This window comes from Priestia sp. P1_B12_1 (assembly GCF_056406695.1).
Map to the genome: position 1 here is coordinate 661,576 of NZ_JBFTZR010000003.1, position 25,784 is coordinate 687,359.

General features: G+C 36.4%; 23 protein-coding genes. 5 read left to right on the forward strand and 18 right to left on the reverse strand.

Annotated features, from left to right (window positions below; genetic code table 11):
* Window position 1 precedes the first annotated feature (1 nt).
* The 4 genes from AC1D0Y_RS14360 to xylA form a co-directional block, all read right to left on the reverse strand.
* Window positions 2-940 carry a ubiquinol oxidase subunit II gene (locus tag AC1D0Y_RS14360; protein ID WP_217599467.1) on the reverse strand — a complete coding sequence of 313 codons (939 nt, stop codon included), beginning with the start codon at window positions 938-940 and terminating at the stop codon, window positions 2-4.
* A 746-nt stretch (window positions 941-1,686) separates the two neighbouring features.
* Window positions 1,687-3,108: a D-xylose transporter XylE gene (xylE, locus tag AC1D0Y_RS14365; protein ID WP_043981920.1), complete on the reverse strand. Its 1,422-nt coding sequence runs from the start codon at window positions 3,106-3,108 to the stop codon at window positions 1,687-1,689.
* Between the two features lie 307 nt (window positions 3,109-3,415).
* Window positions 3,416-4,918: a xylulokinase gene (xylB, locus tag AC1D0Y_RS14370; RefSeq protein ID WP_330533369.1), complete on the reverse strand. Its 1,503-nt coding sequence runs from the start codon at window positions 4,916-4,918 to the stop codon at window positions 3,416-3,418.
* Window positions 4,919-4,975: 57 nt separating this feature from the next.
* Complete coding sequence (gene xylA, locus AC1D0Y_RS14375; RefSeq protein ID WP_028408894.1) at window positions 4,976-6,313, reverse strand: xylose isomerase; 1,338 nt, start codon at window positions 6,311-6,313, stop codon at window positions 4,976-4,978.
* 234 nt (window positions 6,314-6,547) lie between these two features.
* Here xylA and xylR point away from each other — a divergent pair, with 234 nt between their 5' ends.
* Window positions 6,548-7,705 (forward strand): transcriptional repressor XylR, encoded by a 1,158-nt coding sequence (xylR, locus tag AC1D0Y_RS14380; RefSeq protein WP_477707728.1) that lies wholly within the window; start codon window positions 6,548-6,550, stop codon window positions 7,703-7,705.
* A gap of 264 nt (window positions 7,706-7,969) precedes the next feature.
* Here xylR and AC1D0Y_RS14385 read toward each other — a convergent pair whose 3' ends face one another.
* Complete coding sequence (locus tag AC1D0Y_RS14385; RefSeq protein ID WP_060747477.1) at window positions 7,970-8,866, reverse strand: TetR/AcrR family transcriptional regulator; 897 nt, start codon at window positions 8,864-8,866, stop codon at window positions 7,970-7,972.
* 269 nt (window positions 8,867-9,135) lie between these two features.
* Here AC1D0Y_RS14385 and AC1D0Y_RS14390 point away from each other — a divergent pair, with 269 nt between their 5' ends.
* Window positions 9,136-10,368: a cytochrome P450 gene (locus AC1D0Y_RS14390; protein ID WP_477707721.1), complete on the forward strand. Its 1,233-nt coding sequence runs from the start codon at window positions 9,136-9,138 to the stop codon at window positions 10,366-10,368.
* Window positions 10,369-10,536: 168 nt separating this feature from the next.
* Here AC1D0Y_RS14390 and AC1D0Y_RS14395 read toward each other — a convergent pair whose 3' ends face one another.
* Entirely contained in the window at window positions 10,537-11,001 is a 465-nt protein-coding gene (locus AC1D0Y_RS14395) for a hypothetical protein (RefSeq protein ID WP_028408898.1), read from the reverse strand.
* 216 nt (window positions 11,002-11,217) lie between these two features.
* On the opposite strand from AC1D0Y_RS14395, the gene AC1D0Y_RS14400 reads away from it, so the two are divergent.
* Window positions 11,218-11,640 (forward strand): CBS domain-containing protein, encoded by a 423-nt coding sequence (locus tag AC1D0Y_RS14400; RefSeq protein WP_013056563.1) that lies wholly within the window; start codon window positions 11,218-11,220, stop codon window positions 11,638-11,640.
* 65 nt (window positions 11,641-11,705) lie between these two features.
* The gene (locus AC1D0Y_RS14405; RefSeq protein WP_013056562.1) at window positions 11,706-11,831 is read left to right on the forward strand and encodes a hypothetical protein; all 126 of its coding nucleotides are present in this window, start codon (window positions 11,706-11,708) and stop codon (window positions 11,829-11,831) included.
* Window positions 11,832-11,893: 62 nt separating this feature from the next.
* On the opposite strand, the gene AC1D0Y_RS14410 is transcribed toward AC1D0Y_RS14405, so the two are convergent.
* Window positions 11,894-12,949, reverse strand: coding sequence for an aldose epimerase family protein (locus tag AC1D0Y_RS14410; protein ID WP_253352680.1), 1,056 nt, complete (start codon window positions 12,947-12,949; stop codon window positions 11,894-11,896).
* A gap of 189 nt (window positions 12,950-13,138) precedes the next feature.
* Window positions 13,139-13,663: a DinB family protein gene (locus tag AC1D0Y_RS14415; protein WP_028408900.1), complete on the reverse strand. Its 525-nt coding sequence runs from the start codon at window positions 13,661-13,663 to the stop codon at window positions 13,139-13,141.
* 300 nt (window positions 13,664-13,963) lie between these two features.
* Between AC1D0Y_RS14415 and AC1D0Y_RS14420 the strand changes: the two genes are divergently transcribed.
* A complete protein-coding gene (locus AC1D0Y_RS14420; RefSeq protein WP_028408901.1) occupies window positions 13,964-14,857 on the forward strand; it encodes a hypothetical protein in 894 nt (297 codons plus the stop codon).
* A 63-nt stretch (window positions 14,858-14,920) separates the two neighbouring features.
* Here AC1D0Y_RS14420 and fsa read toward each other — a convergent pair whose 3' ends face one another.
* From fsa to dapA, 10 genes are all read right to left on the reverse strand, one after another.
* Window positions 14,921-15,589 carry a fructose-6-phosphate aldolase gene (gene fsa / locus AC1D0Y_RS14425; RefSeq protein WP_477707722.1) on the reverse strand — a complete coding sequence of 223 codons (669 nt, stop codon included), beginning with the start codon at window positions 15,587-15,589 and terminating at the stop codon, window positions 14,921-14,923.
* 60 nt (window positions 15,590-15,649) lie between these two features.
* Window positions 15,650-16,159: a hypothetical protein gene (locus AC1D0Y_RS14430; protein ID WP_025749002.1), complete on the reverse strand. Its 510-nt coding sequence runs from the start codon at window positions 16,157-16,159 to the stop codon at window positions 15,650-15,652.
* A gap of 254 nt (window positions 16,160-16,413) precedes the next feature.
* Window positions 16,414-17,316, reverse strand: coding sequence for an AEC family transporter (locus AC1D0Y_RS14435; protein ID WP_253352679.1), 903 nt, complete (start codon window positions 17,314-17,316; stop codon window positions 16,414-16,416).
* Window positions 17,317-17,396: 80 nt separating this feature from the next.
* Window positions 17,397-18,143, reverse strand: coding sequence for an SDR family NAD(P)-dependent oxidoreductase (locus AC1D0Y_RS14440; RefSeq protein ID WP_098249951.1), 747 nt, complete (start codon window positions 18,141-18,143; stop codon window positions 17,397-17,399).
* 29 nt (window positions 18,144-18,172) lie between these two features.
* Complete coding sequence (locus tag AC1D0Y_RS14445; protein ID WP_098249952.1) at window positions 18,173-19,366, reverse strand: sialidase family protein; 1,194 nt, start codon at window positions 19,364-19,366, stop codon at window positions 18,173-18,175.
* A gap of 45 nt (window positions 19,367-19,411) precedes the next feature.
* Window positions 19,412-20,836: a sodium:solute symporter family protein gene (locus tag AC1D0Y_RS14450; protein ID WP_102813350.1), complete on the reverse strand. Its 1,425-nt coding sequence runs from the start codon at window positions 20,834-20,836 to the stop codon at window positions 19,412-19,414.
* Between the two features lie 326 nt (window positions 20,837-21,162).
* Entirely contained in the window at window positions 21,163-22,176 is a 1,014-nt protein-coding gene (gene pdxA, locus AC1D0Y_RS14455; protein WP_098579509.1) for a 4-hydroxythreonine-4-phosphate dehydrogenase PdxA, read from the reverse strand.
* A 44-nt stretch (window positions 22,177-22,220) separates the two neighbouring features.
* Window positions 22,221-23,534, reverse strand: coding sequence for a four-carbon acid sugar kinase family protein (locus AC1D0Y_RS14460; protein WP_098658497.1), 1,314 nt, complete (start codon window positions 23,532-23,534; stop codon window positions 22,221-22,223).
* Window positions 23,535-23,551: 17 nt separating this feature from the next.
* On the reverse strand, window positions 23,552-24,718 hold the full coding sequence (locus AC1D0Y_RS14465; protein ID WP_253352946.1) for an iron-containing alcohol dehydrogenase: 1,167 nt from the start codon (window positions 24,716-24,718) through the stop codon (window positions 23,552-23,554).
* Between the two features lie 34 nt (window positions 24,719-24,752).
* Window positions 24,753-25,643, reverse strand: coding sequence for a 4-hydroxy-tetrahydrodipicolinate synthase (gene dapA, locus AC1D0Y_RS14470; protein ID WP_477707723.1), 891 nt, complete (start codon window positions 25,641-25,643; stop codon window positions 24,753-24,755).
* Window positions 25,644-25,784: the final 141 nt, after the last annotated feature.

Sequence of the window (25,784 nt, forward strand, 5' to 3'; positions counted from 1 at the left end):
CTTATTTTCCTCCTTCCTGGTGCTCGTGCTGTGCATGTACTTGTTCTTCAGAAGCCACATTCATAGTCTTCATGTCTTCATTTTTCATATGGTGATGCTGACTATAATATTGACCACCGTTTTTAATGACAATTTCTTGAAATAAGCCTTTAGGAATGGTAGAATACGATTTTTCTAGAGAAAGACCTTGTTTGGCAAGACTGTTATAATCAGCTTTTGTTAAAGCTGGTGATGTTTCTTTCACTTGCTTTACCCACTGATTAAATTCTTTTGTCGATGTAGATTTAACTTTAAAATTCATATGAGCGAATCCTTCACCCGTAAAATTCGCACCCGAACCAAAATATTCTCCCTTGTGATCAGCTTGCAGCCAAAGCCCCATTGCCATTCCCGGCATGGTATATAATTGTCCTCCCAACTCCGGTACCCAAAAAGAATTCATAGGTGCATCTGACGTTAGCACGAATTGAACGGGCACATCTTTTGGAATGTTGACATAGTTCACTGTCGCAATATCTTGATCCGGATATTGAAATAACCATTTCCAGTCAAGAGACGTTACTTCAATCGTTAGCGGCTTTACATCTTTTTGCGGCGGATCTACTAAGTCATACGTTGTTCTGGCCGTAGCGAAACCTAAAATACCAATAATAATAATGGGGACGCCCCACCAAATAAATTCAAGACGCTTGCTATCGTCCCAGTCTGGCCGATACGGAGCCTTGTTTCCAGGCTTATCACGGTAGCGTAAAACGATATACACAAGCAGACCTAAAACAGGAATAACAACAATTGTGCATAAAATTATTGAAAAAATAATTAACTGGTATTCTTTTTGAGCCACCGCCCCCTGCGGGTTTAAAATCAAATAACGACTATCACAGCCTGCTAAAAAAATTGTGATGAATACGGAGAGAATGATTAACTTGCTAATATGCATTGATTTTTGCTTTCTCACCTAAGTTCAGGCTCCCTTCCTCTAAATCTCTGTACATAATAATGGTATATAAACGTTCATATTAGAGAAGCATCTCAACAGATCAAAAGGCTAAAAACCTCCTAACATATTGAAGTTTGTCATGACATATTGCTTACTCCTAAAAAATTATCATGTTGCGTTGTTAAAGGGTGTGATATTTATCACACTTGAAGCGATTTTTATCTAGTTTAAATGGCTTTACCATAATTTTGTCACATATTTGGTTAAATGTGGTGTGTAATAGGAGGGTCAGCATTGCCTTGTGACTAGCCTAATAAAAGTAAAAAACTCTTCCAGTTTTTATTAACTGGAAGAGTTTTTTCATAAGTATTAGATGAAGTATTGAGCTTTAACACTTACTGATTTGCTTGTTTGACCTGCTGAAACGTCCAATCAATCATTTTCTGATTTTGATAAGTGGGAACCCATGAAGCATGATCTACTTTAATTCTTTAGGATATTCCGTATATAGTGGATGCCCCCAGATTTTTTGTAAATTCATTGCACCGTTATTTATATTTACGATGAAACACTCCTCATAAAGAAAACTATATTTCTATTTTCAAAGAGACTTATCACTATAGCAATATTTTTTAAAAAAGCTATTCACTTTCTTCATAAAGATTACATATTAAAAACACCTAAAGATAGTTTAGGTGTTTTTGAAATTTTTATATTCATCTATTCTCTAAGTAAAAGCTCAATGGTTATATGGCCTTCTTACTCTTTGAAGCCCCTAGTTTTTTTCTCCACATATTTTCCATTTGTTCGAGAGTTTTACCTTTTGTTTCAGGAACAAATTTCCAGACAAACAAAGCAGAAAGTATACTCATTAAACCGTAAAAACCATATGTTAATCCTCCGCTATATTCCATCATCACGGGATATGTAGAGGAAATAAAATAGTTAGCCGCCCACTGAGCAGCTACGGCAATAGCTACAGCACGACCTCTAATTTTATTAGGAAAAATCTCTGAAATGAGCACCCAACAAATTGGTCCCCATGACATCATAAAGGAAGCTGTATAAATAATGATAAATACAAGCGTCCCTATACCAATGATGTTTGAAAAAGCCATGCTTGCTACACCGAACATTCCAATGGCCATTCCGATAGACCCTGTTATTAATAAAGGTTTTCTTCCCAAACGATCAACCGTCAAAATTGCAATTACTGTAAAAATAACGTTTACTAATCCCATAATAATGGTTTGCAGCATAGAAGACCCTTTAGCTGCTCCCATGCTTTCAAAAATACGCGGAGCATAATATAGAGCTACATTGATTCCTACAAACTGTTGAAATACAGAAAGCAGTATACCGACAACGATAACTAATTTTCCATATGCCAATAATTTTTCAGACGAAACATTGGTAGAAATTGTTTGTTTAATATCTTCTAAAATTGATTTCGCTTCTGAAGATCCATTAATTTTAGTTAGTATGGCTAAAGCTTTTTGATCTTGATTCTGTATAGCTAAGTAGCGAGGCGTTTCAGGAACTAAAAACAAGAGTGCTGCAAAGAGTAAAGCTGGAATGGCTCCTGAAGCAAACATGTATCTCCAACCTACATCATTAATCCATTCTAAGGTTTCCCCATTTGCAATACCCCAATTCACGAAGTAAACGACTAACATTCCAAAAATAATCATAAATTGATTGAACGATACCAATCTGCCGCGAATATCTGCCGGTGCAATTTCTCCTATATAGATGGGACAAATGGCTGATGCTAAGCCAACACCAATCCCACCTATAATACGGTAGAAGTTAAAAGCAAGTAACAAAGAGAGTGTCGGTTCCCCTTTTGTGAAAAATAAAAACTCAGGATAAGAAGCGCCTAACGCTGAGACTATAAAAAGAATAGCTGCTAGTATAAGTGATTGTTTGCGTCCTAGTTTCGTCGCAAAATAACCAGATACCAATCCTCCAATAATACATCCTATTAAAGCACTTGATACAGTAACACCATGTGCTAAAGATCCTAACCCTAAGCTGTCAATAAGATACACCTTTAATGATTCTTCAGCTCCAGATATTACAGCTGTATCATATCCAAACAGTAACCCTCCGATAGCGGCAACTAAGGTAATAGAAAAAATATATAATGAGTTTCGATTTTGTTTCATGCGTTGTTAAAAGCAGTTAGTTAAAAGTAACAGTAACAGTAGAAGTTCTATTTCTAACTGAGTTCGCACTTATTTGAATGCGTTTTCAAATTCTTGGAACACAAAAGAAATTTTCGTCGTCTATTCGACTAACTGCTCTTATCCTCCCCTCCAATGTACGTATTTTTCTAGTGAATCAAATCTTACTACAGCATTTTCTATACTTCCTTTTGTGTCAGGTATATCGATATACAACCATAATCAATTGATACAAGCTACTTTCATATGAAGCTCTTTTTTAAAGGAAGGTTGCATATTTTGCAACCTATTATTTCCTTTTAAATTCGCCTAGCTTTTTACTTAAGTCGTTTGTTTGAAGGTAGACTTCTTTATATAATTCATAAAGCTGTTTATAGACTTGTACATGTTCTGCATTAGGATAATATGTTTTCGACGAGGTAATAAATACGTTTGCACACTCTTCCAATGAGTTATACCAGCCACAGCCATAAGCTGCTAGCATGGCTGCTCCTAACGCTGGGCCTTGTTCAGTAGACAACTTTACGATTTTTGCATTAAAAACGTCTGCTTGAATTTGAAGCCAATGATCATTTTTTGCTCCTCCGCCAATTGATACAATAGACGTAATTTCCTTTCCGCTTTCTCGAAAGATTTCAATTGATTCACTTAATGAAAACGTAATACCTTCAATAACTGCTCGCGTAAAGTCTCTCTTTTTATGAGAGGCGTCCATTCCTATAAAACTTCCCCGAATCGTAGCATCTGCATGGGGTGTACGTTCCCCAACTAAGTAAGGGGTAAATAAAAGGCCGTTTGATCCGATTGGTACATTTTTTAGGTCAGCCAACAATTCTTCAAACGTGTCGTTTTCTGCGAAATTTTCCTTAAACCAGCTTAAACTGTGACCCGCAGATAGCGTAACGCCCATCGTATAAAAGGCATTTTCTTTTCCATGATTAAAATAATGGACTTTTCCATTAAAGTCTCTATCGCTTCGTTCCTCATAAGAAAGAACAACACCCGATGTCCCAATGCTACATAGTGTTTCCCCTGGCGATAAAATGCCGGCGCCAATTGCTCCGCAAGCATTATCAGCTCCACCTGCAAATACTTTTGTTGAAGTAGCTAACCCCGTTTTTTGAGAGAATGATTCACTAATATTGCCTATGCATTCACTAGATTCGACTAGGGGCGGACAAAGGTTAATATTGACTCCTACTAATTGGCAAAGCTCACCATCCCATTTTTTCTTGCTGATGTTTAATAATAATGTACCGGCAGCATCTGAATACTCACTATGAATAAAGCCAGTCATCTTAAAACGCAAATAGTCTTTGGGTAGCATAAATACAGCTGTTTTTTCAAATATCTCCGGTTCATACTCTTTTACCCACAATAACTTAGGAAGAGTAAATCCTTCTAAAGCCTGGTTTTTTGTTATTTCTAAAAGACGTTTTTCTCCAATCACTTTATAGAGGTGATGACATTGTTCTGTTGTTCTTGTGTCATTCCACAAAATAGCGTTACGTAATAGGTTATAGTTTTCATCCAGCAGCACAAGGCCATGCATTTGTCCAGAATAACTAATTCCTTCTATATCTTCGGGTTTTATATTAGCGTTAGCAATTAATTCATTTAAAGCACTAGCCGTCTGCTGCACCCATTCTTCAGGATTCTGTTCGCTATACCCTGTTTTTTCATGAAGGAGAGGATAATTTTTAGAAACCACAGCGCAAATCTCGCCTTTTGTATCAACTAAAACCGTTTTTACCGCACTTGTTCCTAGATCAATTCCAATTACATATTTCATCTTGATACCTCCGCGTTTATAAACGAGAGTAGAATTGTTTCTACTCTCGTTTGTCCTTTAAACTTCCAAAATATATTGATTTAAAATGGCCTTTAATCGTTCTTGTCTTCCTGATTTATTCACAATATTCGGATTTTTAAACGCGTACTGCTCCAGTGTATGGAAGTTAGCTTTTCCTTCCACAATCTCAAGCCCAATTCCCTCTTTAAAGCTGCTGTAGCGCTCGTTGATAACGTTTTCGAAAACACGATCTTCTACTAATTTATGTGCTACTTTCAATCCTCGAGCAAACGCATCCATTCCTGCTACATGAGCATAGAGTAAATCGTCTTGTTCAAAAGAACCTCTGCGTACTTTGGCATCAAAGTTTAATCCTCCGCTTCCCAGCCCTCCATTTTGCAGGATTTCATACATTGCTAGCGTTGTAGAATATAAATCCGTTGGGAATTCATCTGTATCCCAGCCTAAAAGAGGGTCACCTTGGTTTGCATCCACCGATCCTAAGAAGCCTTGTACTCTAGCTACTCGTAATTCGTGTTCAAATGTATGCCCAGCTAACGTTGCGTGGTTAGCTTCTAGATTAAGTTTGAAGTATTTATCTAATCCGTATTGTCTTAAAAATGAAATAGTTGTTGCTGCATCGGTATCATACTGATGTGTCGTAGGCTCTTTAGGTTTAGGTTCAATTAAAAACTGCCCCGTATATCCAATTTCGGTTGCGTAATCTACAGCCATATGCATAAATCTAGCTAAGTTATCTAACTCTAACTGTAAATTCGTGTTAAGCAGTGTTTCATATCCCTCACGGCCGCCCCAGAATACATAATTTTCTGCGCCTAGTTCTTTTGCTGTTTCAAGCCCCTTTTTTACTTGAGCCGCCGCATAAGCAAATACATCTGCATTACAAGAAGTAGCTGCACCATGAACGAACCGGGGATTTGTAAACATATTCGCTGTGTTCCATAATAGCTTTACGTTACTTGTTTGCATATATTCTTTGATCATAGTGACGATAACATCAAGATTTTTATTTGTTTCTTGCAACGTACTGCCCTCAGGAGCAATGTCTCGATCATGAAATGCAAAGAATGGAACATTTAATGTTTCAAAAAGTTGAAAAGCTGCCTCAACTCTAGCTTTTGCTAAATCCATTCCATCATATCTATCCCAAGATCTTTGCATAGTAGCCGCGCCAAAAGGATCCGTACCATCTGCCGTAAACGTGTGCCAGTAAGCAATAGAAAAACGCAGCTGATCTTTCATCGTTTTACCGCCTACTACTTCTTCAGGATTATAGTATTTAAAAGCTAAAGGATTTTTAGAATCTTTACCTTCGTATAAAACTTTGTTTGCGCTTTCAAAATAATTAATTTTATTAGTACTAGTTTGGACCATTTGTCATTTCCCCCTTTGATTTAAGTGAACAAGCTTATCCATCCACTATCTTAATTCGGTTAGTTTGTTTATCCAATAAACTAACTTTATTTCATCATATACAAAATAAATATTTATTTCAATGTTTTTTTTAGAAAATTTAGTTATAATATTAGATATGATACTTTTAAATATCTAATTCAAGCTTCAAAAAACACCAACTTAGTTTGATAGATAAACAAAGGAGTGGTTATTATTCAAATTGCAGATCAAGCTTTAGTAAAAAAAATGAATCAAAAATTAATATTAGATGAAATTTTAAAGAACTCTCCTATCTCCAGGGCAACTCTCTCTGAGATTACAGGATTAAACAAGTCTACTGTCTCCTCTCAAGTAAATACACTGCTTGAAAAAGATTTTATTTTTGAAATTGGGGCAGGGCAATCCAGAGGCGGCAGAAGACCTGTAATGCTTGTTTTTAATAAGAATGCAGGCTACTCGATCGGTATCGATATAGGAGTCGACTATCTTAACGGAATTCTAACCGACTTAGAAGGAAATATTATTCTTGAGAAGACTTCTGACTTGTCTAGTTCTTCTGCTAGTGAAGTAAAAGAGATTTTATGTGCACTTATCCATGGTTTTGTAACCCATATGCCTGAGTCCCCTTATGGTCTAGTGGGAATAGGGATTTGTGTTCCAGGTCTTGTAGATCGTCATCAGCAAATTATTTTTATGCCTAACTTAAATTGGAATATCAAAGATTTGCAGCTTTTAATTGAGAGTGAGTTTAATGTTCCGGTTTTTGTTGAAAATGAAGCTAATGCAGGAGCATACGGTGAAAAAGTATTTGGTATGACAAAAAACTATGAAAACATCGTTTACATCAGTATTAATGTAGGAATTGGAACTGGACTTGTTATTAATAACGAATTGTATAAAGGTGTTCAGGGTTTTTCTGGGGAAATGGGTCATATGACGATAGATTTTAATGGCCCCAAATGTAGCTGTGGAAATCGGGGCTGTTGGGAATTATATGCTTCTGAAAAAGCGTTACTGGCTTCGCTCTCTAAAGAAGAAAAGAATATTTCTCGAAAAGAGATTGTGGAACGTGCAAATAAAAATGATGTAGAAATCTTAAATGCACTTCAAAACTTTGGCTTTTATATCGGAATTGGATTAACCAATATTCTTAATACATTTGATGTAGAAGCTGTTATCTTGAGAAATCATATAATTGAATCTCATCCCATTGTTTTAAATACGATTAAAAACGAAGTTTCTTCTAGAGTTCATTCTCATTTAGACAATAAATGTGAACTATTGCCTTCTTCGTTAGGAAAAAATGCACCTGCTTTAGGAGCGGTTTCTATCGTTATTGATTCTTTTTTAAGTGTTACCCCTATAAGTTAGTTAAGTGAACGCAAAGGTTAGCAAACTATATCACGTTTGATCTTAATAATGAAGCAGCTATTTTCGATTAATTGATTTTCTATAAAAGGGAAAGAATTACCCTCTTCTAATAAGAGTGTTATGTCTGTCTCCGCCACCTTTTCCATCCCATGCAGCCAGTCACCTATCATAACGGCAACTGGCTGTTTATATGTTATTGGCAACCTGCTCTTTTCTAAACTACGGAGAGTCTTGCCTTTTGGGTTAATTTACCTGCTTTTCAAATTATGAAGCATGTCTTGTCAGAGTAGTTATGACTTCTTTATATTCCTGTAACTCTTTGGTCTGTGCGAGAGTATTGATTTTCTCTAGCGATAAAAGAGAACTCTGAATAATAAATGTGCGAGGCTCCGTATCATTTTGCAGTAATTCATCAGATATAAACGTCACAAATTCCAGACTCTTCTTTTGTTCCTCTTCATTTGTTAGTTTATTTTCAATCACCCGTTTTAACTTCGCGGTTACGCGCGTAAGCTCAGTCGAAAAATGACTTTCTGTTTTCTCATTAAATACCGCAGAGTAAACGGAAGGATTAAATAACTGTTCTTTTTGTTCTGCTACTTTGATTACGATTTCCTCTGTACGCTTCATACAATAAGTGACGATTTGTTCGATAGGCAATGGATAGTTTAGTGCTTTATTCATTTTAAATATATTGTTAAGCATTCCTTCTAGCAGCACGGCTCCATCAAATAAATAAGGAGAAGTCTTAGACGGGAAAATCTCCTGAAAGCGTTCATATATCCAGTTGAATGTTGCTGCTTTTAACTCCTCTATATATTGAAATGTCTTGACTTCATTTAAAACGAGTGTACTTTCAATCATTTCAGGAATTTTGTTTTGTTCTGCAAAGTTCAGCATAAAAATTATCTGTTCTTCAAATACCTTCTGATTATCTCCTTTATATTCAATAGCTACTTTTTCTCTTTGTAGAATAAGTGATTCTTGCAAAGACGAAAGTAATGAGAGAAGCAGTTCGCTTTTAGATGAAAAATATTTATAAAATGTTCCTTTTGAAATACCGCTTCTTTCTAATATATCTTGTACCGAAGTGTCTACGTATCCTTTTTCCATAAAAAGCTGGTGCGTATGCCCTAAAATATCGAGCTGTTTTTGATTCATTGCTGCTACTCCTCTGTTTACAATTTACTTTTTATTTAGTATAACTTATCTGCCTTTTCCTACGTGAATTTTATCCTTTTTCCTTGATAAACAACTAAAAATAATTATATACTATTAGTACATTTTTATACATGTAGTATAAAAATGTACTATGTGTATACATTAATTCAACAAAGTAATTATTTATATCTAGCAAGTAACAACTACTAAGCGCTATGTAGCTAGTAGATTCCAAATTTATACCTATTCTGAAGGAGGAATAAGATCATATGAACAAAGAAGTCATTCCCGTTACAGAAATCCCAAAATTCCAATCACGTGCAGAAGAGTTTTTCCCTATCCACTGGTATAAAGAAATGCTGAACAACTACCCTGTTTATTTTCATGAAGAAACAAACACATGGAATGTATTCCAATACGACCATGTTAAACAAGTCTTGAGCAACTACGAATTTTTTTCAAGTGATGGGCAAAGAACCACTATTTTTGTTGGAGATAATAGTAAGAAAAAAAGCACATCTCCAATTACCAATCTTACAAACTTAGATCCTCCTGACCACCGGAAAGCGAGATCTTTGCTTGCTGCAGCCTTTACTCCTCGCAGTTTAAAGAACTGGGAACCGCGAATCAAACAAATTGCAGCAGACCTTGTAGAAGCGATACAAAAGAATTCAACTATTAATATTGTTGACGATTTATCTTCTCCTTTTCCTAGTTTAGTTATAGCAGATCTATTCGGCGTACCGGTAAAAGACCGATATCAGTTCAAAAAATGGGTAGATATTCTGTTTCAGCCTTATGACCAAGAAAGATTAGAAGAGATTGAACAAGAAAAGCAACGTGCAGGAGCTGAATATTTTCAATACCTCTACCCGATTGTCATTGAAAAGCGCTCCAACCTTTCTGATGATATTATCTCAGACTTAATTCAAGCCGAAGTTGATGGTGAAACATTCACAGATGAAGAAATTGTACACGCTACCATGCTGCTTTTAGGTGCAGGAGTTGAAACCACAAGTCACGCCATTGCAAATATGTTTTATTCTTTTTTATATGACGACAAGTCGTTATACAGCGAGCTGAGAAACAATAGAGAATTAGCTCCAAAAGCAGTAGAAGAAATGCTTCGATATCGGTTTCACATCTCCAGACGAGATCGGACGGTTAAACAAGATAACGAGCTATTAGGTGTTAAGCTAAAAAAAGGAGATGTCGTTATTGCGTGGATGAGCGCATGTAATATGGATGAAAATATGTTTAAAAACCCTTTTTCTGTAGACATTCACCGCCAAACTAATAAAAAACACTTAACGTTTGGGAACGGACCTCATTTTTGCTTGGGCGCCCCTCTTGCCCGACTTGAAATGACAATCATATTAGAAGCCTTTTTAGAGGCCTTTTCTCATATCGAACCATTTGAAGATTTTGAATTAGAATCGAATTTAACAGCTTCAGCTACCGGTCAATCTTTAACGTATTTGCCGATGGCGGTTTACAAATAAAGTCTATGTGCATGACAAAGTAGAGAAACATGAAAGAAGTCTATCTTCTCTCATGTTTCTCTTTTCCTTTATTATCTCGTTTAATTATTTATGTACCAAGTTTAGGAGGCTGTTAATATGATTTAAAGCAGACAGTGCCGAAATTTAAGTGACGATGAGCTGGTTCAACTATTGCCTTCTCTGCCTTAATACATCTTCTATAAAATGCTGATAAAAATAATTAATAAGAGCAGTCGCAATCGAGATGACAAAAAGTTGAAAACGCGTCATGTTGACCATTTTGTATACCTTTAGTTTTTCTGCCAGACTCGTCAAAGGATAAGCAAATAGATAATCAAATAGAACGTTAATCAGCAAATATTTTTTGAAATTTCCATAAGTGAGCTTGAATACCCAAAAATTAGCTATAAAAAAAGGTCCAAAGATAAAAGAAATGTCGCTTGAAAGTTTAGGAAAAAGAGGTTTTCTCACTTTCCACCAAGTAAAGCTTTTAGATAACTCACTTATAAAAGCAATAACTAATGAACTAAATGTTAAAACAGGTAGGTATCTTTTGAAGACAAATTTATCAACTTTTACTATAGACAGCCAAGGCAATAAAAGTACTGCCAAAAGCGTTAACTTTCCTTTCATTATGTACCCAACTCCTGCCGTTACGAAAATGTAAGCTAGATCATATCCTCTTTAGTTTGTGTAATAGGCTCTTTTTTATGTGCTTATTACACTGCGTTAGTTTTTTTATTCCCCTTTTATTACAAGATTTTTTGCTTTCAGGAAATTATTGATTCTCATATTCTGCATGTGCATGGAGAAAATACGGAGGTGAATGTTTAAAAGGAGGAATTAAAAATGACTACAGTACGTGAAGTTATGACTAAAGATGTGAAAGCTTGTGCACCGCACGACCCAGTAACAGCTGCTGCAAAATTAATGCGTGATATTAATTGTGGCTCTGTGCCGGTGTGTCAAGAAAATCGAGTAATGGGAATGATCACAGACCGTGATATCGTGTTAAACTGCGTGGCGGATGGAAAAGATTGCAACACTGTACATTGCCATGATTGTATGACTAAAGATGTAATTACGTGTTCTCCGGATACGGATATTCACGAGTGTGCACGTATGATGGCTGACCATCAAATCCGCCGCATTATTGTAGTGGAGAATAATAATATGGTTGGAATCTGCGCAATCGGCGACCTTGCAACAGTGAACGTATATGTTGATGAAGCTGGTGCAGCATTAAGCGAAATTTCTAACCAAGTTCATTAAAACCTTTCAGCATATAAACCCTTAATGCTTGTACAAAATAACCCTGTCTGCAAGGAGGTGCTAACATGCCAAATTTAAACGATAACAAATTTAAAAAGATTCAGTCTGAGAGTCAAAAGCAAGGAAAGTCTCAAGAAGAATATGCGGCTGAGCTTGACGCTAATCGTGCAAAAAGCCAAAAGAAAAAGTAACAATAAAAAAGGATTACAATCGGCAGAGGCTCGTTTGTAATCCTTTTTATCATCCCGTTTTGTTACAGGCTGCGATCAGTTATAAATGTATAGTGAGTGTATGCTTCATACTTCTCACCGGGCTTTAATACACAAGAAGGAAAATCCTGATGATGAATAGCGTCCGGTAAACCTTGTGTTTCTAGGCAAACACCGAGGTATTTCTCTGAGTGAACTCCTCTAATTTTGAATTCTTCGTCTAGGTGATTTCCCGTATAGAGAACAACTGAAGGCTGATCTGTTTTGACTTCTATTTTGCGGCCGCTTGCAGGATCAAATAATGACATCTGATTTCCAGCTTCTGCTTCTAAAAGAAATGGATGATCGAATCCTTTACCCACTAATATATTTTGCGGATGTGTAGAGTCCACACCTTCCTTGAGACTATGTCCTTCTCTAAAATCAAATGGAGTATCTGTGACGTTTATCGTTTCTCCAGTAGGTAAAAGATCATCATTCAACTCTAAGAATTCGTTACTTTTCATCTTCAAAACATGATCCAAGACCGTTTCTTTTAGATTTCCGCTTAAATTGAAATACGTATGATTTGTTAAATTGATAAGAGTGTCTTGATCTGTTGTTCCTTCATAAGAAATATGGAACTCATTTTTATTCGTTAATGTATACATAACTTTCACTTCAAGGTTGCCGGGATACCCTTCTTCTCCGTCTTTACTTACATATGTAAATTCAACACCTACATGATCACTTGCTTCAATTATTTTGGCATTCCATATTTTGTGACTAAATCCTTCTGATCCGCCATGCAAGTGGTTGTTTCCTTCATTTTTCTCTAGACGATAGGTTTCATTATTAAGCTCAAAAGCTGCTCCACCTATACGCCCTGCTACGCGTCCGACCACAGCTCCGAAATAAGGAGAATACTTTTGGTATTCTTCTATTGAATCAAATCCCAATACAACACTTTCAATCTTCCCTTCAGAATCCGGCATTTCAATATTTGATATTACACATCCATAGTCAAGGCAGGTGATTTTAAGCCCTTCATCATTTAATAAGGTATAAGCATGTACAGCTTGATTGTTTAGTTCGCCAAATTTCTCTGAGTTCACTTTCACTTTTAATCAGTCCAATCCTCTTTTTATTCGTAAATTGCTTAACGGACCCTACATGTTATAAACATCGGATATGTTGTTATAGTTCCCTCTGCAATCCTTCCTGAATCTTCATTATTCTCATTTTATTGTAATCGTGTACATTTCTTAATTCAAGCTTGAATGATAAAGGCTGGCCACTGTATGTCACTGCTATTTCTTCAGTATTCCTAAGTATTCTCCCCAAGGTCCTACATCTTCTCTATATCGTTCTGCCATTACTCGAACAATTTGCGCAATATGCGTTAAATCATGAGCAACCCAAGTCGAGAGCAGTTCTCTCACTTTTACCTCCCCAAACTCCGGGTGTTTTCCTCTCACTTCCAGATGTTTTTCGTGCTTAACTAGCAGCTTTAGTTGATGTAAATTCTGTATTCTTACCTTTTTGAATTCAAGAAGCTTCTCTTCAATAGAACTAGCAGATTCCTTGTTTAAATGGGCATAGCGGTCAAACGGAGGAAAAGCTCCCTCTTTACCTTTTTGAAGGATAAATTCTAGCCTTGGTATCCAATTGTTTTTTTCTGCTTCTATTAAATGTTCTATGACTTCGGAGGTATTCCACGTTCCTTCTCCTTCATTGCATTGCAGCCACCCTGCAGATAGACCAGACAAAAGTTTTTCGAGCGTTTGTGGTGTATGCCCAAGTATTTCAATCGCTTCTTTTAAATTAAAATTCATATCAATTCCCCTTTCTCGACCTAATGAAGCTGAGCTGTCAGTTATGTAAATCCTTTAGAGATTATAGTCAATTTTACCATAATTCGCTTCTATTAAAGGAGCCAACTATTTTTCTAATTCCTTTTATGATGACTAAAATAAAAAGAGAACGTACGTTTGGTTTTTCTCTAGAAATATGATAAAATATATATAGGCTAAAACGCAGTGAGTATCAGTCTGAATAGGCACTGCTCATTCGTAAAATAGATTGCTAGCAACTTTTCATCTTGAGCTTTCCGTGTGAATTGGAGTGAGACAACAGTGAGTAAAAATCAAAAGCGATGGACAAAAGAAGAAGATAGGTTTCTCATCGAACATTACGGCGTGATGACGCTTCAAGAGATGGGTAAGTATTTATATAGAAGCAAGGAATCGGTTAATAAACGACTTACTCGATTAAATCTTCGTGCTTCGGATACAGCTTTACGTAAAAAATGGACGCTTGAACAAGATGCTTTTTTGCAGGAGAACATCGATATCATGAATAACCGTGAAATGGCACACTCCTTAGGCAGAAGTCCTTCTTCTATTGCTACGCGCATAAAAGTTTTGGGACTAACAAGAAAAACGGCGATGCGAAGATGGACAGTACAAGAAGACGAATATTTGCTAAGGTATTACGGGATAAAACCTCTTTCACACATATCAGCTAAATTACAGCGAAGTGTGCAAGCGTTAGAATCGAGGTTGAACCGTTTAGAAGTGTATGGAGCGAAAGCACACGTAGGACACATTACAGCGTGTGAACTAGCAGCCTGCCTTGAAGTAGATGTTCATACAATTTATAAGTGGATTCATAAAGAGAAACTACCGTATAAAATGATCATCGCCAAGACCAGAAAATTTATGGGAATTGACATTCAATCTTTTTGGAAGTGGGCTGAACAAAATAAATCGTGCCTTAACTTTTTTAAAATACCTAAAAATACGCTTATTCCAGAACCGGCGTGGGTGAATGAACAAAGAAAACTAGACTATGTAAAACGCCCTAAATACGAGCATAAAAAGTGGACAGCAGAAGAAGATGCGAGATTGTGGCGTATGTTTTATCAGGAAAAGCGCAATCAGCGAGAAATTGGGCAGCTGCTCGGGCGTTCGAGAAATAGCGTGCAGCGACGCTTAGAGCGTTTACGTAAAAAGAAATTAGCTAGTTAAACGATAAAAAGCTTGGAATAAGCTATGCTTACCCCAAGCTTTTTTTATTGATATAACTTTTTTTTAAGCTTTAACTGCTTTTTCCCAATCTGCTGCAAATTTTTCCATTCCTTGGTCAGTTAACGGATGTTTTGCTAATTGCTCAATAACAGCGTATGGAATTGTGGCAATATGGGCTCCTGCAAGTGCTACACGCGTTACATGATCCGGATGTCTTACAGATGCCGCAATAATTTGAGAGTCGATGTTTTGAACACGGAATAACTCAGCAATTTTAGATACCAGCTGTACCCCGTCTTCTGAAATATCATCAAGACGCCCTAAAAACGGAGAAACATACGTCGCTCCAGCACGAGCTGCTAAAAGCGCTTGGTTTACTGTAAAGATTAGGGTTACATTTGTTTTTACGCCTTTTTTTGCAAGATAGCGCGTCGCTTCCAAGCCAGCCAATGTCATAGGGAGCTTAATCGTAATATTTTTATCTCCGTCGTTAATTTTAATCAGTTCTTCAGCTTGAGCAATCATGTCTTCAGCAGAAAGTGCGTCAGGCTTTACCTCAGCGGAAACGGATTCAACTTCAGGTACCATTTGAAGGATTTCTTCGATGCGGTCTTCAAATCTTACGCCTTCTTTTGCTACTAAAGATGGATTGGTTGTCACACCAGCTAGAACACCTACTTTGTATGCTTTCTTAATATCCTCAAGGTTTGCTGTATCAATAAAAAATTTCATCTCACTATTCCTCCTTATTGTTATACATCAATCTGCATTTCAACTTGCGCGAACTATAGCCTAGCCAATTTGCTGCAGGGCATATAGATTTTCTATAGAAGCGTTTTCAATCTCTTTTGCAGTTAATACCTTTAATTTTTCTAAAAATTGTATAGCGTCTACTCGGTCTTCGATGTCTTCCTCTGTACGAATATTCTCCGTTTTAATCTGATGGATACATTCGTTGATGACTTCTTTGTACGCATTCGTTTGGATAAACCATTCTGCTAACAGCGTTTTTGTTGCTTCTCTTTCTTCTTCACTTTTAACTGCAAACAAACTCTCTGTTTCCGTTTCACTCAGCATAAGGCTGCTAAAATCGTGATTCATACAAAGCCAAAAATAACCTTTTTGGCTATCGTAATACTTTCCTTCTCTTAAAAGAAAATACTTGATTCCAAATTTAATTTTATGAGATTGGTTCTCTGAACTCGGCATATGAATTTCTTTTATTTCTACGCTTTCTGATACATCCAGATATGTTTCTAAACCGTACTTTGTATTCACTACTTTTGCATCCAATATGTCCATCCTCATTCTCCTTTTCTCAAATTCTATTTATTTTTATAAAAACAGAGGTCTGATTTTATGTAATAACGAATCCCATTTTTGTGGATGTTTTTCTTAACCAACCGACATGTTTTACTGTTTACGCTTTCATTATATATCAGATTATTCGAAAAAACATCAAAAACAATCAAATTCATTCAAAAAAAGTCATAAAAACATAAAAAATAGTCAAAAAAGGTCATATGACATAAAAATTACGTAGTCATAAAAGATTTTCACAATAAAATTGTAAAAATTAGGGGTAAAGTAGCTAAACTCAACGATGTACTAATAAGCGTTGCACTTGAAACAAATTCTGGCTCAGTATCAAATTGCAGCGCATACATGGTCGTGTTTGCTGCTGTTGGCATAGCGGCCGTAATAATCATAATCTGTTTAACCATGTCATCAACTGGAAGAAACAAAGTAAGTAAATAAGCAACGGCAGGAGAAATGATCAGTTTAATTATAAGTGATAAAGAAACTTTGCTTTTGGCTAAATTTTTAACTGATATTTTTGCCAGCTGCATGCCGAGTACAATCATAACCGTAGGAATTGCTGCATTTGCTACTAAATCTACCGCTTCGAGAACTGATTTTCCTAAATGAATATTGAAAAATTGTAAAAAAGCTCCCAAAAAGGCGCTATATATAGCAGGCATGCGCTGAACAGCACGAACAGCTGAACGTATACCACTTTCTTCTGCACTTCCTTTGGCGGCGTAGTAAACTCCGATTGTACACATCGCCAGCTGTTGAATAACCATTAAAATGATTGCACAGTCAAGTCCTGAAACTCCAAAGATGAGTAAAATCACAGGGGTACCGTAATTCCCATTGTTCATAAAAGAAGAAGCTAATATCATTCCGCATGTCTCTCGAGTGGAATACTTCTGAATAAACGCCACAATATATACAACTATAATTAAAGTAAAACAAAGGGCAAATGTATAAAAAGCAAGATATAAATAATCGAACTGAAATTTTGTCGTATAAAATGTTCTAAAGACTAATATCGGGGACATCAGATAAAGCGCCATGGTGGATATTGTTTTCGTATCGAACCCTATTTTCTTTTGTCCAATAAAACCTAATGCAAATATGCCGAAAATAGGTAATAAAATTGTTAAAAATTCCATTTTAATCACCTGTTTCTATTCTATTCCTTAGAGGAACAATTGAAAAGCCTAGATAGTCAACTCTCTAGGCTTTTCATTCCCTAATTCATGTATGTTCCGCCATTTACATTAATGGATTCACCCGTTATAAAATCAGACATACTTGAAGCTAAAAACAAAACGCTTTCCCCAACATTTTGAGGAGTTCCTAACTTATTTAACGGAATTCGCTTTGTTACTTCTTTCCTGTATTCATCTGTCCATTGATTGCTCATGTCCGTTTCTACAGGACCTGGACATACAGCATTTACAAAAATATTGTGATGCGCCATTTCTAAAGCTAAATGCATCGTAAGGTAGTTAACTGCAGCTTTTGAAGCTCCGTAAGATGGCGCTGCATTTTTATGCGCTGTTTTGGCTGTTGTAGAACTTACATTGACAATTTTCCCATAATTTCTGTCAATCATATAAGGTAAGACGGCTTTACAGAAATATAAAGTTCCATTCAAATTAACATCTAATACCTTTTTCCAATCATCCAAAGTCATTTCTAATGTTGAGCTGCGCATATTGATACCCGCATTATTTATTAAAATATCAACTTTTCCAAAACGCTCTACAGCAGCTCTTACAACCTCGGTTGCAACATTTGGATCTGCTACGTCCCCAGCTTTTACAATACATTCTCTACCTAAGTCCTCAACCTGTAAAGCTAATTCATTTAATAAAGTCTGATTCGTACCGTGTATAACTAATGAGGCACCATTTTTAGCTAAAGTTAAAGCGATAGCCTTTCCAATACCTCTACTAGCTCCTGTAATAATTGCAATCTTGTTTTCCAACAGCATACTTTATCCCTCCGAAGTATATGAAGCTATTAAGACTTTATGAATTCTTCTGAGACACATACATATTTAATAGCTTGTCTAAAATACGTAAAAGCGATATGAATTTTTCCATCAGCGCTTTGTTTAATAGAAGGATATGAGTATTCTCTATTTAATTTTTCTTTTGAGTTATTAGTCATTGCATAGCCATCCCCTATTTCAATATCCTTTTTATATGGCCATGTTTTCCCGCCATCTTCTGAAATCGCAACTGTCATCGGTGCTCTAGGCGCTCCCCAAAATGCTTGTCTGCCTTCATCATCTTTTTCAGGCGTATCTTGATTAGCAGACAGAATATCTGTATCCTCTTCATCTTCAATTTCATCATAAAGCGACAGCCTGCGCTCCGTACAATTATCGGCGTTCATATTGTTAAAAACTAGCGCTAAATGCCCGTTATTTAATTTTGTGAATTGAATAGAAGAATTGTTATTAGGTAACTGCGTTGGAATGGGCTCGCTCCACGTTTTCCCGTAATCAGTTGAACGGCTGCTATAAATATGATCAGCCCAGCGGCTGCGGAATAATGCTAAAAGCGTACCATCATCTAATTTTTCAATATTCATATGAACACACCCTAAGCTATTAGGCACTTCGTACTCTTCCCAAGATTCACCTTGATCTTTTGAGATTTTCACCGCGCTTATATCTTTATTTCCTGTCCACTTTTGTCCCGGAGGCGTAATACAATAGAAAACAGGTAAAAGCCAATCACCGTTATCTAATACAACAATAGGCTGTCGAATAAAAGTACCTGGCTGATCAAATAAAGTCTCAATAGGTCCCCACGAATAGCCTTCATCTTCCGAAATACGATATCTTACAATCGCTGTATCTTGATTACCGGATTTTTGTGCCGTGTACAATAACCATAATTTATTGTCTGGCGCACGAAATAAAATTGGGTTTTGCTCAGAACGAGCGGAATCGTCTGAAAGTTTTACAGCTTTACTCCATTCTTTTTGGCCTTTTTTAAGTCTTGATAGATAAATGTGAATGTCGGCTATTCCCTCTTGTGTGCCGCCAAACCAAGTGCATAACAGGTCACCATTGTCTAACACAAGTAAATTAGAAGCGTGATTTTGTATACAATCAGAAGGAATATATGCCTCTACATGTTCCAATCCGTCTGGACACATTTTTAATTTTCCATCTGCTACAATAGTCGTTGATTGATTACTCATTACATATCTCTCCTTTTAACGTATTAACGTAAACTAAGCTATTTTCTACTTTGCATCTATATATTCTACAGTATTAGATTCTGTATTTTCAGACTTTTTAGCTTTTCCACCGATAAATCGATCAATTATCATCACGACAAAGGGTGTAATAACAGCAACATACATATTGTCAATACCAAAAGGGTTTCCTAGCAAATACCATGCAGTTGTGAAAATACCAGACATTGCTAAGCCGATAGTTGCACCTCGGTTTGAACTAAAGAATGGAAGATAAAATCCCATTGCAGCTACCACAGCAATAGATGTTCTCAATGCACGAGTGAAAAAAGATAAAGTTAATAGTTCCGGAGCTAAAACTACACCAAGTAAAGGGATGATACCAACAACCACAGAAATAATTCGAGTCATCTTCATCTGTTTTTCAGCAGATGGTTTAGCTTTTGGAACATAAAAATCGTCAACAATTAATGTTGTTGTAGCTAAAGCCACGGTTGAAACCCCAACGAAAATGGATGCTACTAAGGACGTTGCTACAATTGCTGTTAATACTGGATTCATATGTTCTAAGAATACTGGAAACGCATAGATAGGATCGATATTTGGATACAAATATCGTGCACATACCCCAATCACTCCGATTGCCAATGCAAGCGGCAAGCATAATAGTGCTGCATATAAACTTGATTTTTTAGCTGCTTTTGCACTTTTTGACGACGTAATGGCTTGAATAATAAATTGTGTAGAGAAAATAGCCCCCATATTCCCGATAAGCCATGCAAAAATGGTCCCTCCACCAATCGTTCCATCCCATGTAAAGTAGCTTTTTGGCAGTTCGTGCACGATAGGCTTGAACCCACCGCAAAGGTACAATGCCACTCCTACTGTGATCAAGACACCCGCATATTTCACAAATGAGTGAAGAATGGTTACCCAAGCTACCCCTTTCATTCCCCCAAATGTAAAATAAAATGTACTGACAACGGCTGTAATAATAGCACATGTCATCAATGGTAAACCTAACAAAGAAGCAATGGCCGCAGAACCACTCAGGTAGTTTCCTAGATTCACAAGTAAAAGAGCAGCTATCATAATAATTGATACAACCGTTTTTGTAGATCTTCCAAATTTCTGCTCAATTATACCGGAAATAGTATATTTCCCAGTCCCATAAAATTTATTAACCAAAAAGAATGAAAAGAGAAAAAAAGCAATCGTTACCGTAATAAGTGACCAAGAAGCCGCAATACCACCAGTAAATGATGATTCAGCAGTCCCTACTGTTGATTTAGTGCCAATAAACTCTGACATTAATAAGATTCCAACTACAAGCGCAGGCAATGTTTTGGCTGCGTTATTAAATTCCGCGCTGGATTTACTTCTTAATCTCATTGTTAACCATGTTGTAAATAGAATATATACAACAATTACTGCTAAAACAAAAACCAGGCTTGAAGGATTTAATGCTTTCATTATAGATTTCCTCCTATAATAACAACAGAATTTTGATATATGTCGATAAAACTTTCAATATTTTAGGATTTATTTTTCTCAATGCCTCTACCATTTTTTCTGTTCTAAAAAGATTCATTGGTCAGTAGTCAAACGTTTTATGCAGATATTTATTAAGCGCTTTCATTTGTGTTCTGTGAAGAAGTAATAAAACATTACAAAATATAACTCACTGTCTTCAGAGTTCTTTGATTAAAATTCATATTATTACCACTACTATACTCATAGTAAAAGATATTCAAATTCCTCCGAAGACATTTTATAAAAAATTGATAACAACGCCACTTTTAAAACTTATTTAAAACCTTTTTAGGCGACAATTCTGCAGCGGACTGGAGAGCAGCTAACATACTTCTTTCATCAGCAATTCCTTTTCCTGCGATATCAAATGCTGTACCGTGATCGACAGAAGTGCGAATAACGCCGCCGTTTAAACCAACTGTAATGTTGACACCCTCTTCTAACCCTAGGACTTTAATAGGCACATGTCCCTGATCGTGGTAACAAGCGATGACAATATCGAAATCTCCGCGAACTGCACGGAAAAATAGCGTATCTGCAGGGTATGGACCTGTAACATTTATCCCTTCAGAAGCTGCAATTTGGATACCAGGAATTAGTTTTTCTTCCTCTTCCCCTTCTCCAAATAAACCGTTCTCTCCAGCGTGAGGGTTAATTCCGCAAACGGCAATTCGCGGGTTTTTATAACCTGCGCGACTCAATGTTTCATGAGCAAGTTTGATAACGGTGTATGTTCGTTCCGGTGTAATAGCATCTATTGCTTTTTTTAATCCTACATGAGTAGTAAGGTGGATGACTTTTAGCTTTGGTGAAGATAACATCATAGAATAATCCTTTGTATTCGTAAGCTCTGCTAAAATTTCAGTATGGCCAGGGTAAGTGTAGCCTCCTTTATGTAACGCTTCTTTATTTAAAGGTGCCGTACAAATGGCCTGTATCTCTTGCTTTTTTGCTAATTCAATCGCTTTTTTAATAAATTTAAACGCTGCGCTCCCAGCTAATGATGAGATTTCTCCAACTGGAAGATCTTCCGGCACTAAGTCCAAATGAAGACAATCAATTACGCCATGAGTAAATTCTCCTTGATTTACCTCGTTAACGCGATGGACAGTTAACGAGGTTTGTGTCATTTTGATCGCTCTTTCTACTATCTTAGCGTCTCCTACAACAATAGGACAACATGCTTCATAAACCGATGGATCTGCTAGTGCTTTTACAATAACTTCTGGACCTACTCCAGCTGCATCGCCCATTGTAATTCCGATAACAGGTTTCATCATATTCCTCCTTTAAAATTCACTTCCATTTTTATTGTACTGTTTAATTATTTGCTTAATCTTACAGAGGGTTCCCAAACATCTTTTTTCCCCTGCAGCTTCGATTTAGCTTTAAGCATAGCTACATCTGTACCAAAACTTCCTGCTTTCGTTACAGCAAAAATCTCTCTTTTATAATCTAACTTGCCAAGTGGTATACCAGGCTCCACTTCGTCAACCAAATGAAGTCTATGAACCTGTAATTGACTTAACACTTGTTGAGCCGTGTCTCCTCCTGTAAGAAAAAGATTAGTAATATTACATTGATTAATTAGATCTACAGCTACTTCTCCCATGGCCATTGAAATATAGTCACTTATTTCAATAGCGCTATAGCCTTGTTTTTTACCAATCTCTTGTGTTTCTTTTACTTCTTCTGAAGAGAATAAAGCAATACTTTTTCCTGTTTTCAGAAATGTTAAAGCCCTCTCTATTACCTGATCTATTTCTTTTTGTCTGGAAACACCGTCTAAAATGATTTTTGATGGGTTCATTTCTACACTAATGGTGTCAGAGTATAGTAATAGTTGGTTCAGCTGATTTCTTCCAACTTTACTTACGCTTCCAATAACAAATAGCACAGGTTGATCATTTCTTAGAAAACTGACTTTCTTTGTGGATGGCTGTAGTCCATAAGCTTGAGGTAAATAATTAATTAACCCGCTTGAACCAGACCATACAACAGAAAATTCCGTCTTTTTTATCGTTTCAACGAGACATTTAAGATCTGATTCATGAATTGAATCTACTGTGATGTATGAAATGTTTTGATTTTTGTATGCTTTAAGCTTTTTGAAGATAAATTCATATCCTGCATGAAGATCTTTGTACGAAAGATGGCCCACTTCCTTTTGCGCTTGGTTTTTAACCAGTCGGGCAATTAAAGAATCCTTTACGGGAGTTTTAGGATCGTTCGCTACTTCAGTTTCATCTAAACGTTTTTGATTCAGAAAATGTACGCCGTTAATTACTTGTCTTCCGGCGTTTGGAAAGGCTGGAGCGATAAAAACAAAATCAGGTTGAAATACGTCGTAAACAGCATTAATTTCTTGTCCGATATTGCCTCTCATTGTGGAGTCAATTTTTTTGTAAATAACATCAAATGTTTCACCTTGAATTCTTTCACAAACGTTTTTAACTCTTTCGTAAGCCTCTTTCCCTGAAACAGCGCGGCTATCCGTATTAAATATAAAAGCTTCTTTTTTACTTAAATTACTATTGTCGTCGGTTAAAACGACAGAAACATCTAACCCATAGCGAACTAATTGTCCTCCGCAATCACTTGCGCCTGTTAAATCATCAGAAATAACGGATATTTTCATAGAATGTCATCACCTTTTTAAACAAGTAATTTACGGTAAATTCCTTCCATATCTTTCAAACTTACTTCTTTAGGATTATTATTTAATAATCGCGTTACTTTTGAAGCGGAAAGAGCTAGCTCTGGAACATCTTCTTCCTTTACTCCATATTCTTTTAGATTTTGTGGGATTTCTAAAACGTTTGTCCACTCTACAATACGATTTACTACTTTTTGAGCTACTTCCGTCTTTGAAAAACCCTCTATTTTAATTCCCATAGGCTCGGCTACAAGGAACAACCGATCTTCAATGGCATCCATGTTAAACTCCATCACATGAGGTAAAAGCATCGAATTAGCTACACCGTGAGGAATTTTGAATTTTCCGCCCAGCGGATATGCTAATGCATGAACCGCAGCAGTACCTGCACTTGTTAAAGCCATTCCGCCATACATAGAACCTACAAGCATTTTTTCTCTCGCCTCGACCGAATTCCCATTTTGATAAGCTTCTATAATACTAGACGAGATGAGACGAATTGATTCTAATGCAACCATATCGCTTATTAAATTTGATTTATTTGAAATGAATGATTCTAATGAGTGAGTAAATGCATCCATCCCGGTTGCAGCTGTGATAGGTCTTGGCAGACTTAATGTTAGAACTGGATCGAGTACCACTAATTTAGGCAGTAAATACTTACTTACGATTCCAATCTTCAATTCTTCATCGGGCAGTGTAACAATCGCATTAGGCGTTACTTCCGAACCTGTTCCTGAAGTAGTTGGAATTAAGATAGTTGGTGTACCTGGGTTTTTAACTAAATCTGTACCTAATAGTTCACGGATAGATTGGTTATTTGTTTGTAAGACTGAAAGAATTTTTGTTGCATCAAGCACGCTTCCTCCACCAAATCCAATTAATACATCATACTGTTCTTTGCTAATGGCTTGAAAAACTTCTTCAATGTTTTCAACCGTTGGCTCTGGAAGAACATCAATATTCACATAGGCTGATACACCTTTGTCAGATAACTGATGAATAAGCTTCTCGACAAAACCTAACCTTTTCATCGATGGTTGAGTAATAATTAAGGCTGACTTGACTTCTGTACCTAATAGAGAAAGGTGTTCTCCTACTTTTTCAATTGAATTTTGTCCTGCGATAAGATGATTTGCTGTTTGAAATTGATAAAGCGTTTGCATCATTTTAACCTCTTTCCCTTATAGTTAGTTTATTTTAAAGTGCATTCTGTTTTTTATAGCCCGCAACCATTTCTTTTACCTTTTCAAGTCCCTCTCCTGATAGTTCAGAGACTGGCAGTTTAGGAGGGCCTACCGGAATTCCATATAGTTCTACAGCTTTTTTCAAAGCCGATGGAAGCGTACCGTATTGGAATGTGTCTCGAAGAGGCTGTAATTTTTTTTGAGCTTCTTCCGCTTCGTTATTAAATCCCTTTAACCAGCTGGTGTAAATAGATACGACAATATCAGGGACCATATTTGCAGTTGCTGCAACTGCTCCTACTCCTCCTGCTTCTAAGGTCTTTAGTATTAAAGAATCCGTTCCTGCAAACACGGAAAAGTTTTTGTCTTTTGTTACATGAATATAGTTTTTGATATTCTCGAAGCTACCGCTGCTATCTTTAATTCCTACTATATTAGGAACATCTGCTAGCTTGGCGACAGTATGGGGTTCTAAGCTCATTCCCGTTTTTGAAGGGATATTATATAAAAGAACTGGTAAAGATGTTTCTTCTGCTATTCGCTGAAAATGAACGATTACTTCTTCTTGAGTTGGTGTAACAAAGTAAGGAGTAATAACAGAAAGAGCATTTGCTCCAAGGTCTTCCATCTGCTTTGACAATTCAATAACTTCTTCTGTACTGTTCCCTCCCGTACCAATAATTACGGGGATTCTTCCTTTGACCTCATCAATGATCACTTGAGCAATTTTTAATTTCTCTTCTTTTGTGAAGAGATGAAATTCACCATTTGTTCCTAAAGCAAAAATGCCGTGGACACCTGATTCAATAAGATGACTAGTTAATTGACGCAGTACCGGTTCGTTTATTTTCTGCTCTTTTGTTAAAGGCGTTAATAACGCTGGAATAATTCCTTTTAACTCCATATTCCTTCCTCCCTACACTATCTATTTGCATTTAGTTAATTGTTTATTTTTGCAACATTTATATACAATTTACTTTTTTAAAACGTTTACAATTTGAATTATATACATAAATGTTTAATTAATCAACAGTTAAAGGTGATA